The sequence below is a fragment of the Paenibacillus sp. IHBB 10380 genome (genome assembly GCF_000949425.1).
Taxonomy (GTDB): domain Bacteria; phylum Bacillota; class Bacilli; order Paenibacillales; family Paenibacillaceae; genus Paenibacillus_AQ.
The window spans coordinates 1,244,752-1,260,486 of record NZ_CP010976.1; the positions used below are offsets into that span (position 1 = coordinate 1,244,752).

Here is a 15,735-nt window from a genome sequence, read left to right on the forward strand (position 1 = left end):
ACGAAAGGGGTCAATAATGAAATGGCAACGAAACAAGCGTTAAATATCGTGAAGATGAAAAAAATGAAAGAGGAAGCTGTTCCTCTTACGATGATTACGGCCTATGATTATCCTACAGCAATGTTAGCTGATGAGGCTGGAGTAGATATGATTCTGGTTGGAGATTCACTTGGAAATGTTGTGCTTGGTTATAATTCTACAATACCCGTCACGATAGACGACATGGTATATCACACAAGAGCTACTGCAAGGGGAGCAAGTAACACCTTTATCGTAGCAGATATGCCGTTTATGACCTATCACGGAAGTGTAGATGAAACTCTTCGTAACGTGAGAAGACTCATGCAAGAAGGTCATGCCCATGCGGTAAAAATGGAAGGTGGCCTTGAAATATGCTCGACTGTTGAGACCATCGTCAAAGCTGGCGTTCCTGTGCTGGGTCATATTGGACTCACACCTCAATCTGTCAATCAGATAGGGGGTTATCGAATTCAAGGTAAAGATGCCGCAGATGCTCAGCGCCTTATGGATGAGGCTAAAGCACTTGAAGCAGCAGGCGCCTTCGGTATTGTATTGGAATTAGTAACGGAGCAGGTGGCCGAAGCGATCTCCAAAGCATTATCGATTCCTACGATTGGTATCGGTGCTGGGCGATATTGTGATGGACAAGTGTTAGTGTTCCATGATGTCTTTCAGTTTGCTTCACCTTATCGGTCTAAGCGTTTCGTCAAAACTTATGGAGATGTGGGTACGATGATCCGTGAAGGTATTGGAAGTTACATTAAAGATGTGAAAGAACGTGCGTTTCCAGCTGAAAATCACGTTTTTTTAGCCGATGATGACGTTCTAGACAACCTATATGGGGACACTAAAGCAGAAAAGGTGGTGAGATCATGAAAGTATTCAGAACGATAAGAGAACTTCGTGAAGAGCTGAACTCCTGTAAACAAAGCCAAAGTAATGTTTCGGTTGGGTTAGTTCCTACAATGGGATACTTACATGATGGTCATGCCAGCTTAATGACACGTGCTCGTGGGATGAGTGACATCGTCGTTCTAAGCATTTTTGTGAATCCGATCCAATTCGGACCAGGTGAAGATTTCGAAACGTACCCTCGTGATGAAGAGCGAGATTTGGCATTAGCCAAGAGTCATGGGGTTGATATTGTATTTATTCCCACTGTTCAGGAAATGTATCCAAAGCAGGTTAAGACTAAAGTTGTTGTCTCCGAATTGACAAGCCAACTCTGTGGAGCATCTCGTCCAGGTCATTTTGACGGCGTGACTACAGTGGTGAGTAAGCTGTTCAATATTGTTAAACCGAATAGAGCATTCTTTGGTTTAAAAGATGCTCAACAGGTGGCGGTATTACAGCAGATGGTTACGGATTTAAATATGGATGTTGAGCTTATTACTTGTCCTATTATTCGCGAAGCGGATGGGCTTGCTCTAAGCTCACGCAATGTGTACCTTAGTCAGGAGGATCGCACGCAGGCTCTAGTCCTTTCACGCTCACTGAATGAGGTTAGGGAGGCTATTGACTGCGGAAGGGCAGCAACGGCTGCTGAAGCTCGTCTCATGCTAAATGAAATCATTCGAAGCGCTCCTCTAGCCGTAATTGACTATGCAGAAGTGTTATCTTTCCCAGAATTATCACGTGTAGAGGATGAAACTGTGCTCGTAGATATGCAAGGTGAAGTGATCATGGCATTAGCTGTTAAATTTGGAGGGACTCGGCTGATTGATAATATGTTATTTAAGCCAAAGGAGGCACTTTTACTTGTTTAGACACATGATGAAATCCAAGATTCACCGTGCAACCGTTACGGAAGCAAATTTAAACTATGTTGGTAGCATTACTATTGATGAGAATTTAATGGAAGATGCTGATTTATTGGAGAACGAAAAAGTTCAGATCGTGAATAATAACAACGGTGCTAGGCTTGAGACATACGTCATCCCAGGTCCCCGTGGTAGTGGTGTTATTTGTTTGAATGGAGCAGCGGCGCGTTTAGTTCAGCCTGGAGACACGGTCATTATTATTTCATATGCTGTCATGTCACAAGAAGAGCTGGTAACGCACAAACCGACAGTTGTGTTTGTAGATGAGCATAATCGGTCTGTACAGAAGATGGACAAAGAAGTTCACGCAACCATTTTATAAGAGGTTGTTCAAAAAGTCATCTATTGATCACGAAGCAACACTAGAAGAATATTCGGCATCGAATCTGAGTTCAACCCTCGAAGTCCGTTGCTCATGTAGGTTTGCCTACACTCCGCTACTCCTTCTTCGGCCCTGAACTCACCTTCTTGGTGCTGAATAGTCGACTTTTTGAACTCACACTATAAACCACAGGAATTGCACATTTAATGCAATGTATGGTAGTAGGGGATATTAAGTCACACTTCGACAAAAAATGAACGTAGGGTGATCAAGCTTACTAATTAAACCTTACTGAATTCATTTTTTTGTTAAGGGTGGGATGCAGGCTATGTTTCAACATGTATTCGCGGAAATGAACGACATGTTAGAGGAAATTGTCAAGCATTACCCTACTGCGCAGGATTCGCATAAGCAGTTATTGCTTCATAAGTGGAATATGCTCAAGTCCATGAGCGATGGCATTATGGAAGAATGGCTTTCTTTTGAAGAAAAGATGAGCAGCTTCCGAGAACATACCCTGTTACCTCCTGTTTTCTCTCTGGGTGAGGCCCCTGAAATGGGGATGGAGTCATTCGTCCGTGGTCAAGGATACTTCAAACTGCTCATGTATCGGCAGTCAATTCAGCAATTTTCTAACATTGTTTATGATTATCCGGATAGTCTTATTGCGCGTATGTACCTTGCAATGGCGCACCTCCATCTGGAGGAGACCACGGAGGCCATGATGCATTTGCAGTGGATTCTGCCTTTAGCGGAGCATAAGAGATTGAAAGCCATGATCTTCAATGCATTAGGGTGTATTCATGTCAAATTATCAGATTTAGGAAAAGCACAGGAGTATTTCACGATCGCATTGCAAAACGACCCAACGTTGCCAGAGCCTCTCGTTAATTTACAGGTCTGTCAAGATAATCGTGGTCAACTACAGTATGGCAATCAATTGATTACATTGATGTGAAAAAATGGAGTTTATGAAGTGAACAAATAAGACGATACATGTTGCTCACTAGAGCAATAATGTATCGCCTTTTTGTTCAAATATAAGAAAGTATAAGTTTCCACTATACTTAGTTGATATTTCTACGAGACACGGTTAGCGTCCCTCAAAGGACGGTAACCGTTTCTTCTTTAATAAATGTATTATTTTATATATGATTTGAATACTAAATATATTATCCTTCTTGTTTATTATTATTGCAGAAATAGGTGCTGTTTATGAGTGAACGTTTGATGCTTCGTTCTACTTGGTGAATAAATTGTGATCTTCTGTTATGCTGGTATTGAGACTGGATTGAAAGGGATAAGTAAATCATGAAATTTGCTGTACTGGACTTTGAAACAACAGGCAACCAGTCCGCCGATGAAATTATTCAAGTTGGACTTGCCATCATTGAAGAAGATCAAACGATATCCCGTGTATACGGGTCTTATGTTAATCCCGGGATACCCATCCCGCCGTTTATTACTAGCTTGACAGGTATCACAGAACAGGATGTAGTGGATGCTCCTTCTTTGGAAGAAATGATGATGGAGCTAGTTCCGCTTTTAGATGATGTGGTGCTGGTAGGTCACAATGTCGCTTTTGACTTTGGTTTTCTACAGAATGCACTGGATCGGTGTGGCTATCTGCCCTATGCAGGACGAATTCTTGATACCATGGATTTTCTCAAAATATGCTTTCCATCCTTAACGACTTATCAATTGGGGTTGGTTTCTGCTCATTTTGAAATTCAGCATGACCGGCCTCATCAAGCAGATAGCGATGCACTCGCCACGGCGCTTGTTTTATTGAAATGTCTTGATGAGTTATGGACGCTTCCACTGATCACATTACAGCGTTTAAGTGAGTTATTTGCGAACGAGGATAGTGACCTTGGTTGGTATTTTGATGGATTGTGTCAGGAGAAGGAGAAGCAGCCCGCTCAGGATCTTGAGAATCATACCTACTATCGCCAATTGGCACTTGCTGTAGAGGATTGGAATGAAATTGCACCTCCACGTGATAACTTAGAAGATAACCCACTTCGTTCAATGGATTTCCCACAGTATCTTGCGAGCATAGAAACCCGTCTTCGGGAAATTATGCCACAATATGAAGCGCGTGAATCACAAAGTATTATGTTCAGTGAGGTTATAACTGCACTCCAGAATGAGAAGCATCTTATCATTGAAGCGGGTACAGGGACAGGGAAGTCACTTGGTTATTTGATCCCTGCCATATATCAAAGCGTTAAGAACGATCAAAAGGTCATGGTTAGCACGCACACTATTAATCTTCAGGAGCAGCTCCGAGAACGTGATGTTCCTTTATTGACAGAGGTTGTTCCTTTTCCTTTTAAGGCGGCTATATTTAAAGGTAGGCAGCATTATTTGTGTTTGAGAAAATTTGAACATAAAATAAATAAGAGAGACTTCTCAAATCCTAAGGAAGACCTTCTAACAGCGGCTCAAATGTTAATATGGCTAACTCAGACAGAGACCGGTGACGACGAGGAGCTGAACTTGAGCGGACGTGGAGGCGATTTCTGGGATACGGTTGCTAGTGACTCCGAATCATGCTTAGGTCGTGCTTGTCCATGGTTCCGTAAATGTTACTATCATCGAGCGAAGCATGAAGCAGGAATTGCGGACGTCGTTATCACGAATCACTCTAAACTTTTTACAGATGTTAAGGCAGGGCACCAGCTTCTACCAGCCTATGAACATTTGGTGATTGATGAAGCACATCACCTAGAAGAAGTAGCGGGTAAGCATCTCGGACTTCAAATGAAATATTTCACGATCGTGCATACACTAACAAGACTTTATAAAGATAATCGTAGTGGTCAATTACCAGCCTTACGCCAGCAGATCTATTCTTCGGGCTATGAGAAGTCTTCTGAGTGGTCTTCCCTTATTGAAAGATTAAGTGGAGATTTGGTTGAGGTTAAGGAGCATTGGGATAGACTGAGTGATATGTTATTTAGTCTTCTGCCTGAGCGCAGTGATGCTGCACCTGGAGATACGGGTCAGTTTGTTCTACGCTTACAACCTACGAAGAAGCCACAGGATTGGGAGGCTGTATCTGCAATCGAGAATCAGATACATGTCATCTTAAGCGATGTGGTTCGTAAAGGTGAGAAGATGATAAACGAGCTCAGGGATGATCATGATGAATACAATTCAGATAGCTTAGTCACAGATATCAGTGGTCTCTTCAAGGATCTGAATGCGGAGAAGGAAGATCTTCGTTTTTTCATGTCACTCAATGATGCAGGAAATGTATATTGGATGGAAGCCAATGGTCATTTTCGAAGTAAATCATTGCAATTGTTCGCAGTCCCTATAGATGTGAGCAAGCAATTGAAGGAATTATTCTTTGATAAGAAGAAAAGTATAATATTAACATCTGCCACGCTATCGATTGAAAAGTCATTTCAGTATATGATCGAGAACCTGGGTCTACAAGAATCTGCAGACAGTAACCGACTGATGACAGTTCAACTGCCATCGCCGTTTCGCTACCGCGATCAGGCATTGCTTGTGATTCCTCGGGACTTCCCAAGTGTGAAGGGAAGCATTGGAGATGCGCTCTTTGTGAACACGCTGGTTAAATCTTTAGCAGATACGGCGATAGCTACTAAGGGGAGGATGCTTGTATTATTCACTTCATATCGCATGCTTCGTCAAGTGTATGAACCCTTACGTAGTGCGCTCTCTTCCAGTGATATTACCGTCTTAGGTCAGGGTGTGGACACAGGGAGTCGAAGTAAATTGATTCGCAGGTTCCAAGATAGCAGTGCCTCTGTGTTACTAGGAACGAGTAGCTTCTGGGAAGGTGTGGATATACCTGGTGAAGCGTTGACCTGTCTGGCTATCGTTCGGTTACCGTTTCAACCGCCGAATCATCCGCTTGTAGAAGCCAAAAGCGAGCTCTTGCAACAACAGAAGAAGAATCCTTTCATGAAGTTATCAGTACCTCAAGCGGTGATCCGCTTCAAGCAAGGCTTTGGTAGACTTGTACGTACAGCAAGTGATCGAGGCATTGTTATTGTATATGATACACGTGTTATAGAATCTTATTATGGGAAATATTTCTTATATTCATTGCCTGGTCCCAAAATGGAACATATGCCAATGAATCAGATGGTACCACGCATATCTGAATGGCTTCATGAGGGAGGGGCATCTTGAGGTGGCTTTATTTCAGCCAATAATTAGGAGGAGCAAGAATGAAATTCGAGAAAATATCAGAAGCTGTCGTCCGTAGATTGCCTGTCTATTTAAGGTATCTTTCGGAGCTTCAAAACCGTGAAGTTGCTACTGTTTCTTCGCAGGAATTAGGTCAAAAGCTTGAACTGAATCCTGCACAAATTCGTAAGGATTTAGCCTATTTCGGGGATTTCGGACGTAAAGGGATCGGTTATGATGTTGCTTATCTTATTGAGAAAATTCGTCACATCCTGAATCTTGACCAGCAAATTAATGTGGTGTTGGTGGGAGCAGGGAACTTGGGACAAGCGCTATCTAATTACAATATGTATCTTAAAGAGAATTTGAAAATCATTGCTGTGTTTGACTCTTATTCACCTAAAGTAGGCACAGAGATTAATACATTAAAAGTACAACCAATGGAAGAGCTTAGATCAACAATTATTGACAAAAACATTCGAATTGGGATCATTACAGTTCCGGCATTTGAGGCGCAAAGTGTAGCTGACCAACTAATTGAATCAGGTATCGAAGCGATATTGAATTTCGCACCTACCATTCTTAAAGCACCGCCTCATATTCGCATCCATGCTGCTGACTTCACAACCGATATGCTAAGTCTGGCTTATTATTTGAACAATAGAAAGGAAGAAACAATTCATGACGAAATCACCGACAAAGTGGATCATTAAGAACGGATCCTTTGCTGTCCTTAATCGAGAGCAACCGGTTATTCGAGGATATATGCTAATTGAAGATGATCTGATTACTTACATTGGGGAGCAGGCCCCTTCTGTTGAACAGGATATCCCCGTGGTTGATGGTACTCATTTGTTCTTCCTACCTGGATTAGTCAATACGCATGGGCATGCCGCGATGTCGTTGCTGAGAGGTTATGGTGATGATCTAGCACTTCAAGTCTGGCTACAAGAAAAAATGTGGCCAATGGAGGCGAAATTCACTTCAGAAGACGTATACTGGGGAACATCCTTGTCAGTCATAGAAATGCTAAAGGGAGGTACAACTACCTTTTTAGATATGTATGATCATATGGGACAAGTGGCTAAAGTTGTTGAAGGATCTGGTATGAGAGGCGTTTTAATGCGTGGTGTTATTGGTCTATGTTCTGAAGAGGTTCAGAATGTGAAGCTGAAAGAAGCTATCGCTTTCGCTAAAGATTGGCATGGCCAAGCAGATGGAAGAATCACGACGATGATCTCACCACATGCACCTTATACTTGCCCTCCAGATTTCTTCGAGAGATTTGTACAAGCCGCTCATGATCTAGATCTGCCTATGCATACGCATATGTCTGAGACGTTGAGTGAAGTCCAGCAGAATGTGAATGACTATGGTCTTAGACCTGTGGAGCATTTAGAGAAGCTAGGGATGTTTACACGCCCTTCGTTGGTAGCTCATGGGGTTCACTTAAACGATAAGGAAATTGAAATATTGGCTAAATATGATGTTGGTGTGTCGCATAATCCAGGCAGTAATCTGAAGCTTGCGAGTGGTATAGCAAGAGTGACAGATCTGTTGAAAGCGGGCGTTACGGTTTCGCTTGGCACAGATGGACCGGCCAGTAATAATAATTTAGATATGTTTGAAGAAATGCGTCTGGCTGCATTAATTCATAAAGGAATCTCGGGAGATCCAACAGCCATTCCTGCGGCAGAAGCGCTGCGTATGGGTACAGTGTATGGAGCCAAATCTCTTTTCTTAGACCGGATAGGTAGTCTTGCTCCGGGCATGAAAGCTGACTTCATTGCTGTAAATACAGACCAAGCTCATTTCTTGCCTCACACTGACTTCATATCTCATGCTGTATATTCAGCAAGTAGCAAAGATGTTGAGCATGTGTGGGTTGATGGTAAACAGGTTGTGAAACACGGTGCTTGTCTTACTCTCGATGAGGAACGCATTCGTCGTGAAGCACAGTCAGCATTCGAGGGCTTGTTGTCGCGTTAACAGCAAGGGTCTCACTCTCGGAGAAAGGAAGTTCAGGGTGAAGAATAAAAAAAAATGGATTCTGCTTGGTATTGTTATTTTTCTGCTGATATTGTTTGGACTTTATAGATATTACATATATATCATTCAAGATCAACACAGTCAGGAAACGACCGCAATCACTGCTGCCAAAAAAAATACAGAGTTGGTGAAGGTGACTGATACACAGAAATCAGTGTGGGACACCATCTCTTGGGTTATTGAAGGTAAGGATAAGGACCAGAGAGATCTCATGGTCTGGGTTCAATTTACTGAAGATAACAAGCTTGCATCGGGACTGAACGCAATACACAGCGAGCTGGTAGAGAACGGATTATCAGAAGAGCAAATACGATCCAAGATCATAAATGAAATACCGGGTATTGAGGAAATTAGGATTCAGCCTGGAATGTATTATGGTGAATATGTATGGCAAGTGTACTACTTGGAGAAAGACCATTATTACTACCGTTTTTATAAGTTCAAAGACGGTTCACCTGTAGGAGATCGTTATACATTACCTAATCGATAAATAAAGACTTTATTAAATATAAAAATATAAAATGACCGAGAATCCTTTGTGGAATCTCGGTCATTTTATATTGGTCGGATTGTATAGCTATGTGTGACCGGGTCTGACAATTCGACATTAATAAACAACAAATTTAAAATATAGCCACACATTACCTTCGAAAAAGGATATGCGATATGATATACTTTATCGTAGATTTACTTGATAGATTATATGTACACGATTTGTATATCAATATTGAGAAATTAAATTTTTGTCTATATATGAAAGGAGAACGACTAGTTGAAACCACGTGTAGTTCCTATACTTATTACTGTAGTCCTCTCTGGCGCCCTTTTATTTGGCGGTTGGTTTCTATACCGGCAAATGACTTTACAAAGTCCCCTCCACAATATGGTGACAAAATATGAGGGCGTAAATAGCGCTCAAATGGATATTACCAAAGATAAAATTGTTTTGAATCTTGATATTAAACCAAATACTCAGTTACCAGGACTTGTTCAACAACTAAAAACAGAAGGAAAGTCACTGGTTGGAAACCGTGTTTTACAGTTCGTTGTTGTTGATCATTCCTCTAATACATTAAATGAATTCTGGGAGAAAGCGATGTTCTCTGTAGCTGAGGCTATGGAGAATAAACGTTATACAGATATACCCAAGAAACTAGAGGAACTGACACAAGCATCAGGTGATGTGAAAGTGACAACTGAAATGGACGATACGAACGTGTATGTGAATTTGATTAGTACGACGGATGCTAAGGCTAGTAAATTTATTATTCTACCGCGTGATCCAGGTAAATTGGGGGTGTGGAACAATGCCAAGATGGACTAAAGAAGTTCTGATTGGATTTCTGCCTGTACTGATTATTTTCTTAGCCTTTATTGGTATCAATGTTGTTCCATTGCTGTTTGCAGCTATCTTGATCGGTGTTCTGCTGGTGGTCGCTAACAAGCGCGGAGGACTTGCAGTCGGTGCAGCAGCGGACCGTAAGCGGAAGAAGAATAGCATGAGCAAGCTTACCTTTGAAGAAATTGGGGGTCAAGACAATGCGAAGGAGGAGCTTCGAGAAGCTCTTGATTTTCTTAATCGATATGACGAGGTTCAGAAATTTGGGATTCGGCCATTGAAAGGTATTCTCCTCACAGGTCCGCCAGGAACAGGGAAGACGCTGATGGCAAAAGCGGCGAGTCAGTATACGGATTCGGTTTTCGTAGCTGCAGCCGGTAGTGAATTTGTTGAGATGTATGTTGGGGTCGGTGCAGGACGAGTTCGGGATTTATTTCGGGATGCTCGGTCCCGCGCTGCTAAGGAGAATAAGAAAAGCGCCATAATATTTATAGATGAGATTGACGTCATTGGTGGTAAGCGTGAGGGTGGTCAGCAGCGAGAGTATGATCAGACTCTTAATCAATTATTAACTGAAATGGATGGTATCTATTCATCGGAAAGTCCACGGATTCTAATCATCGCAGCGACGAATCGTAAGGAAATGCTAGACAGTGCCTTACTGCGACCAGGACGATTTGATCGGCATATTCAGGTTGATTTACCGGATAAAAAGGGAAGAAAACATATTTTACAACTTCATGCCAAGAACAAGCCTATTACGGAGGCTCTTGATATGGATAAGATAGCGGAGGAATCCTATGGATTCTCTGGAGCACAGCTCGAAAGTGTAATGAATGAGGCTGCGATCTACATGATGCGTGAGCATAAACAGGAGATAGAGCAGCGGCATATTTCCATGGCCATTGATAAGGTGATGATGGGAGAAAAGACGGATCGAGAATCAACCTTAGAAGAGAAAAGAAGAGTTGCGATTCATGAGTTGGGACATGCCATTATGGCAGAGGTAGTTCGCCCAGGTAGTGTAAGTCAAGTGGCATTAAGTCCACGGGGACAAGCACTAGGTTATGTGCGTCATAACCCACAAGAAGAACAATATCTGTATACAAAGTCTTTCCTCGAAGAACAGATTATGATTGCTCTTGGAGGGGCCGCATCGGAGGAAATTTATTACGGTGGACGGAGTACAGGTTCGAGTAATGATTTCGAACAAGCATTGAATATTGTCCAAACGATGATGAAATCGGGTCTGACCTCACTAGGTATCGTAAACATAGAAATGGTGACGACAGAAGAACTGATGAGAGAGAATAATGTGATTCTGGAGGCGTTAATGTCTCGAACTCGAGATGTACTAGAACAGCATCGTAACGTATTTGATCAGTCGCTGGACATCTTACTTAGAGAAGAAACACTCTCTGGAAATCAATTTCGTTGTCTATTTAGTGAATCTTCACTTTTACCAGCATAAAATATGATGCTGGTTATTTTTTTTTACTTTTGTTCCATGCTAAGATATTATTATATGTTGGAGTGAATAACGTATTTTTCGATAAGAAGGGTACAATATCGAATATACGACATAAAAAGGGAGTTGCATACCATATGTTATTTAAGAAGATTGGTGTCATAGGCGGTGGCACCATGGGACAAGGAATCGCAGAAATGCTAGCAGCAAAGGGCATTGATGTATTATTGGTGGAGAAATCTACAGAGAAATTAAACTATTCCTATAACATGATTGAGACAAGTCTTGATAAACAGCTAGAGAAGTGGGGTATTACTCAGGCAGAGAAGAAACTTATTCTCAGTAGAATTCATAAAGTAGAACATTTCGCTGAACTTGGAACATGTGACATGATTATTGAGACCATTTCCGAAGATTTAGATGCGAAGAAACAAATATTCTCACAATTGGACCAAGTATGTCCTAACAATATTATTCTTGCTAGTAATACATCAACACTTAGTTTGACTGAACTTGCAAGTTCTACGATGTATCCTGAACGTGTGATTGGAATGCACTTTATTCATCCGGTCGGAAAAGTGGATTTAGTTGAAATTATTCGTGGACTGAAGACATCCGATCTCACGTTTGTAGAAACGAAAAATTTCGTAGAAGACGTGGTAAGCAAAAAAGGAATCATGATCTATGAATCTCCTGGATTCGTATCTTCTCGTTTAATTTGTCTATTAATTAATGAGGCACTTCACATTCTGCAAGAAGGTGTTGCTTCTGCTGAAGACATCGATAATGCAATGCGTATAGGCTATCAGTTCCAGAATGGTCCTCTAGAAATGGCAGATCGTTTCGGACTGGACTCTGTACTTGCTGCTCTTGAAAGAATGTTCCGTGAATTTGGTGAATTGAAATATCGCCCATCCACCATACTTAAGAAGATGGTTCGTGCAGGGCATCTAGGTGTTAAAACAGGTGAAGGATTCTTCAAGTATGACAAGGATGGTGACCGGATATGAAAATTTTAGTTATTAATGCAGGAAGTTCTTCTTTGAAATATCAATTGTATGACATGACAGACGAGTCTGTTCTGGCTAAAGGCCTTGTAGAACGAATTGGAATGGATTCATCTATTATGACTCACAAACCTACGGGTGGTCAGGAAGTTACTGAAGTCAAAGAGATTCTGGAGCATACGACTGCAATTCGCAAAGTACTTTCTATGCTAACACATCCAGAACATGGTGTTATCAAGTCAGTGGATGAAATACAGGCTGTAGGTCATCGTGTTGTCCATGGTGGTGAATCGTTTAAGGCTTCTGCTCTTGTTGATAGTAATGCAAAGTCGGAAATTCGGCGCTTGATCGATCTAGCACCCCTTCACAATCCTGCGGCGATGATGGGCATAACAGCTTCAGAAACTAATATGCCTGGTACACCTATGGTTGTTGTATTCGATACCGCTTTTCATCAAGGGATGCCTGAAAAGGCTTATTTGTATGCCATCCCTAAAGTTCTTTATAACAAATACAAAGTACGCCGTTACGGCTTTCATGGTACTTCACATGAATATGTTAGTAAAGCAGCAGCGGAACATCTTGGTCAACCTATCGAAGACTTGAAGATCATTACCTGTCATATCGGAAATGGTGGTAGTGTTACTGCTGTACTTGGAGGATGTTCCGTAGATACTTCAATGGGGATGACTCCATTAGAAGGTTTAATGATGGGAACTCGAAGTGGTGATCTTGATCCAGCGGTTGTACCCTTTGTCATGAACAAAGAAGAATTGACTGTGAATGAAGTGAACTCTATGCTTAATAAACACAGCGGCCTCTTGGCAATATCCGGAGTTAGTAGCGACATGAGAGAAATTACAGATGGTATGGCCAATGGCGATGCTAATTGTACGCTTGCTTTTGAAATGTATGAGTACCGTTTACGTAAATACATTGGTTCTTATGCTGCAGCTATGAATGGTGTTGATGTGATTGTATTTACAGCTGGGGTTGGCGAGAATTCCATTGTTGTACGTGAGAAAGTATGTGAGAATTTAACTTATCTTGGAGTAGAAATTGACGATGCACTGAATGCCATTCGTTCTGGCGAACCACGGTTTATCTCAACAAATAATTCCAAAGTGAAAGTGTTGGTTGTTCCAACAAATGAAGAATTAATTATTGCACGTGATACTTTCCGCATTGTTAGTGATTCGATATAATATTATAAAATAATGAATTCGTTATATAGAATGATAGTTATAAGGGAGAGATCAAAGCATGTCCATCAAGAGTGTGATTCGTGATGTGAACCAGCATGTTGGCGAAACAATAACCATCGGAAGCTGGATCAATAACAAACGATCAAGTGGAAAAATTCAATTTTTGCAATTGCGTGACGGTACTGGATATATTCAAGGTGTTGTTGTAAAGAGTGAGGTTTCAGAGGAAGTGTGGGACGCTGCCAAGAGTCTAACTCAAGAAAGTTCATTATATGTGACAGGTATTATTCGTGAAGAACCACGAAGTGCATCTGGTTATGAAATGACGGTAACGGGAATCGAAGTGATACATATCACCGAGAACTATCCTATTACTCCGAAAGAGCATGGTGTAGATTTCTTAATGGATCATCGTCATCTATGGCTACGTTCCAATAAACAACGTGCGATTCTTGTCATCCGTGCAGAGATTATTCGTTCCGTTCGTCATTTCTTTGACAATAATGGATTTACATTGGTTGACCCACCGATCCTAACTCCGACATCGGCAGAAGGAACAACAAACCTGTTCCATACGAAATATTTTGATGAAGATGCTTATTTAACTCAAAGCGGTCAATTGTACATGGAAGCTGCTGCAATGGCGCTAGGCAAAGTCTATTCCTTTGGGCCGACGTTCCGTGCTGAGAAATCCAAAACACGTCGTCACCTTATTGAATTCTGGATGATCGAACCAGAGATGGCTTTTACAGATCATGAAGAAAGTCTACGTGTACAAGAGAACTTTATTAGTTATGTTGTACAATCTGTTGTTAAGAATTGTCGTACAGAATTGGAAACAGTAGGTCGTGATATTTCGAAGCTGGAACAAATTCAGGCACCTTTCCCACGTATAACTTACGATGATGCCATTGAATTTCTACACGGACAAGGTTTCGATATTCCTTGGGGTGATGACTTCGGTGCACCTCATGAGACTGCAATTGCCCAGAGTTACGACAAGCCTGTTTTTATAACACACTATCCTGCAGGTATCAAATCTTTCTACATGAAGCCCGATCCAACCCGGCCTGAAGTTGTGCTGTGCGCTGATATGATTGCACCAGAGGGATACGGTGAAATTATCGGAGGGTCACAGCGTATTGATGACCAAGCATTACTGGAAGAGCGCTTCAACGAACATGGATTGACATTAGAGACTTACCAATGGTACATGGATTTACGCAAATATGGATCAGTACCCCATTCCGGATTCGGTCTCGGGTTGGAGCGTACTGTAGCATGGATTTGCGGACTTGATCATGTTCGCGAGACGATTGCCTTCCCACGTACGTTGTATCGTCTTTATCCTTAAGTTAAGAGGTGAGGCTCATGGATAACACGGGATGGAGAACATGGGCTGAGGGAGCTTCATCAGGAATGGGAGCAGGCGTAGCAATATTCCCTTATGCTTTGTTCCGTTATTATCGAAGATTGAAGCTGGATGATCGTGAGGTTCTTCTATTGATGCATCTCATGTCTTTCAAGCAAGTGGAAATGAAAGAATTCCCAACACTTGAAGATATGCAGGAGCTTATAGGAGGAACAACACATGCGATATCATTGAGTCTACAGAAGCTGATGAAGGATGGTTTCTTGAGCATTGATGAAGAGGTTGATGAGGATCGAGACATTCAGTATGAGCGTTATAACGTTTCAGGTCTCTATGAGAAGCTAAGTATTTGTATGGCGAATGATGCCAAGAATAAGTTGAAACAAGCCTCTGTGGCACGTGAATCTACGGCCACAGAAGAGCCTGAGAGTGAGCGTAACATATTCAAGATTGTTGAGAAGGAATTTGGGCGTCCTTTATCTCCGATGGAATGTGAGACAATCTCTGGCTGGCTGGATCAGGACCAATATCCTCATGATCTTATTCTAATGGCACTCAAAGAGGCTGTATTCGCAGGAAAGGTCCATTTCCGTTATATTGATCGTATTTTGCTGGAGTGGAGCCGCAACCGTGTGAAGAATACTGCAGATGCCAAAGCATATACTCAGAAATTCCGTAGTAGCGGTAGATCATAATTTTAGAAATCTCAAGAACGTTTCCTTAATAAGGAAACGTTCTTTCTAAATTATTTGATAGTTTTGAATTGACATGAATATGTGATTTATCATATGATAAGATTCTGTTTGATATTTTATTATAAGTAAATAACTCAAACTCCATCCTTGTATGGAGTGGCGGAATTTTGTCAGAGATATAATCTTTGGTTTCAATCGCCCCTTGTCTTCAATGACAAGGGGCTTTCTTACGTAATTTGTTCTAATAGAAAGGGAAGTGTTCAACGT

Annotated in this window: 14 protein-coding genes; all 14 read left to right on the forward strand. The window is 41.6% G+C overall.

The window, feature by feature from the left end; translation table 11 throughout:
* Positions 1 to 21: 21 nt before the first annotated feature.
* The 14 genes from panB (at position 22) to UB51_RS05730 (ending at position 15,468) form a co-directional block, all read left to right on the forward strand.
* Complete coding sequence (panB, locus tag UB51_RS05665; RefSeq protein ID WP_044876472.1) at positions 22 to 897, forward strand: 3-methyl-2-oxobutanoate hydroxymethyltransferase; 876 nt, start codon at positions 22 to 24, stop codon at positions 895 to 897.
* Positions 894 to 1,787 carry a pantoate--beta-alanine ligase gene (panC, locus tag UB51_RS05670; RefSeq protein WP_044876473.1) on the forward strand — a complete coding sequence of 298 codons (894 nt, stop codon included), beginning with the start codon at positions 894 to 896 and terminating at the stop codon, positions 1,785 to 1,787. The genes panB and panC overlap by 4 nt, the downstream gene beginning before the upstream one ends.
* On the forward strand, positions 1,780 to 2,163 hold the full coding sequence (gene panD / locus UB51_RS05675) for an aspartate 1-decarboxylase (RefSeq protein ID WP_044876474.1): 384 nt from the start codon (positions 1,780 to 1,782) through the stop codon (positions 2,161 to 2,163). Before panC ends, panD begins: the two co-directional genes overlap by 8 nt.
* 328 nt (positions 2,164 to 2,491) lie before the next feature.
* A complete protein-coding gene (locus UB51_RS05680) occupies positions 2,492 to 3,121 on the forward strand; it encodes a tetratricopeptide repeat protein (protein ID WP_044876475.1) in 630 nt (209 codons plus the stop codon).
* A 353-nt stretch (positions 3,122 to 3,474) separates the two neighbouring features.
* Positions 3,475 to 6,336: an ATP-dependent DNA helicase DinG gene (gene dinG, locus UB51_RS05685; protein ID WP_044876476.1), complete on the forward strand. Its 2,862-nt coding sequence runs from the start codon at positions 3,475 to 3,477 to the stop codon at positions 6,334 to 6,336.
* 38 nt (positions 6,337 to 6,374) lie between these two features.
* A complete protein-coding gene (locus UB51_RS05690; RefSeq protein ID WP_044876477.1) occupies positions 6,375 to 7,046 on the forward strand; it encodes a redox-sensing transcriptional repressor Rex in 672 nt (223 codons plus the stop codon).
* On the forward strand, positions 7,015 to 8,322 hold the full coding sequence (locus UB51_RS05695) for an amidohydrolase (RefSeq protein WP_044876478.1): 1,308 nt from the start codon (positions 7,015 to 7,017) through the stop codon (positions 8,320 to 8,322). Before UB51_RS05690 ends, UB51_RS05695 begins: the two co-directional genes overlap by 32 nt.
* A 37-nt stretch (positions 8,323 to 8,359) precedes the next feature.
* On the forward strand, positions 8,360 to 8,872 hold the full coding sequence (locus UB51_RS05700; RefSeq protein WP_044876479.1) for a cell wall elongation regulator TseB-like domain-containing protein: 513 nt from the start codon (positions 8,360 to 8,362) through the stop codon (positions 8,870 to 8,872).
* Between the two features lie 282 nt (positions 8,873 to 9,154).
* Positions 9,155 to 9,706 (forward strand): hypothetical protein, encoded by a 552-nt coding sequence (locus tag UB51_RS05705; protein WP_044876480.1) that lies wholly within the window; start codon positions 9,155 to 9,157, stop codon positions 9,704 to 9,706.
* Positions 9,690 to 11,192: an AAA family ATPase gene (locus UB51_RS05710; RefSeq protein ID WP_044876481.1), complete on the forward strand. Its 1,503-nt coding sequence runs from the start codon at positions 9,690 to 9,692 to the stop codon at positions 11,190 to 11,192. Before UB51_RS05705 ends, UB51_RS05710 begins: the two co-directional genes overlap by 17 nt.
* A gap of 134 nt (positions 11,193 to 11,326) precedes the next feature.
* Positions 11,327 to 12,199: a 3-hydroxyacyl-CoA dehydrogenase family protein gene (locus UB51_RS05715; protein ID WP_044876482.1), complete on the forward strand. Its 873-nt coding sequence runs from the start codon at positions 11,327 to 11,329 to the stop codon at positions 12,197 to 12,199.
* On the forward strand, positions 12,196 to 13,401 hold the full coding sequence (locus UB51_RS05720) for an acetate/propionate family kinase (RefSeq protein WP_044876483.1): 1,206 nt from the start codon (positions 12,196 to 12,198) through the stop codon (positions 13,399 to 13,401). Before UB51_RS05715 ends, UB51_RS05720 begins: the two co-directional genes overlap by 4 nt.
* A 58-nt stretch (positions 13,402 to 13,459) precedes the next feature.
* Complete coding sequence (gene asnS / locus UB51_RS05725) at positions 13,460 to 14,755, forward strand: asparagine--tRNA ligase (protein ID WP_044876484.1); 1,296 nt, start codon at positions 13,460 to 13,462, stop codon at positions 14,753 to 14,755.
* 17 nt (positions 14,756 to 14,772) lie between these two features.
* Entirely contained in the window at positions 14,773 to 15,468 is a 696-nt protein-coding gene (locus UB51_RS05730; RefSeq protein ID WP_044876485.1) for a DnaD domain-containing protein, read from the forward strand.
* Positions 15,469 to 15,735: the final 267 nt, after the last annotated feature.

What these genes read in the sequence shown, in the direction of transcription:
- panB (WP_044876472.1), top strand. Translation starts at nt 22, where the DNA reads ATGGCAACGAAACAAGCGTTAAATATCGTGAAGATGAAAAAAATGAAA.
- panC (WP_044876473.1), top strand. Translation starts at nt 894, where the DNA reads ATGAAAGTATTCAGAACGATAAGAGAACTTCGTGAAGAGCTGAACTCC.
- UB51_RS05680 (WP_044876475.1), top strand. Translation starts at nt 2,492, where the DNA reads ATGTTTCAACATGTATTCGCGGAAATGAACGACATGTTAGAGGAAATT.
- dinG (WP_044876476.1), top strand. Translation starts at nt 3,475, where the DNA reads ATGAAATTTGCTGTACTGGACTTTGAAACAACAGGCAACCAGTCCGCC.
- UB51_RS05690 (WP_044876477.1), top strand. Translation starts at nt 6,375, where the DNA reads ATGAAATTCGAGAAAATATCAGAAGCTGTCGTCCGTAGATTGCCTGTC.
- UB51_RS05695 (WP_044876478.1), top strand. Translation starts at nt 7,015, where the DNA reads ATGACGAAATCACCGACAAAGTGGATCATTAAGAACGGATCCTTTGCT.
- UB51_RS05710 (WP_044876481.1), top strand. Translation starts at nt 9,690, where the DNA reads ATGCCAAGATGGACTAAAGAAGTTCTGATTGGATTTCTGCCTGTACTG.
- UB51_RS05715 (WP_044876482.1), top strand. Translation starts at nt 11,327, where the DNA reads ATGTTATTTAAGAAGATTGGTGTCATAGGCGGTGGCACCATGGGACAA.
- UB51_RS05720 (WP_044876483.1), top strand. Translation starts at nt 12,196, where the DNA reads ATGAAAATTTTAGTTATTAATGCAGGAAGTTCTTCTTTGAAATATCAA.
- asnS (WP_044876484.1), top strand. Translation starts at nt 13,460, where the DNA reads ATGTCCATCAAGAGTGTGATTCGTGATGTGAACCAGCATGTTGGCGAA.
- UB51_RS05730 (WP_044876485.1), top strand. Translation starts at nt 14,773, where the DNA reads ATGGATAACACGGGATGGAGAACATGGGCTGAGGGAGCTTCATCAGGA.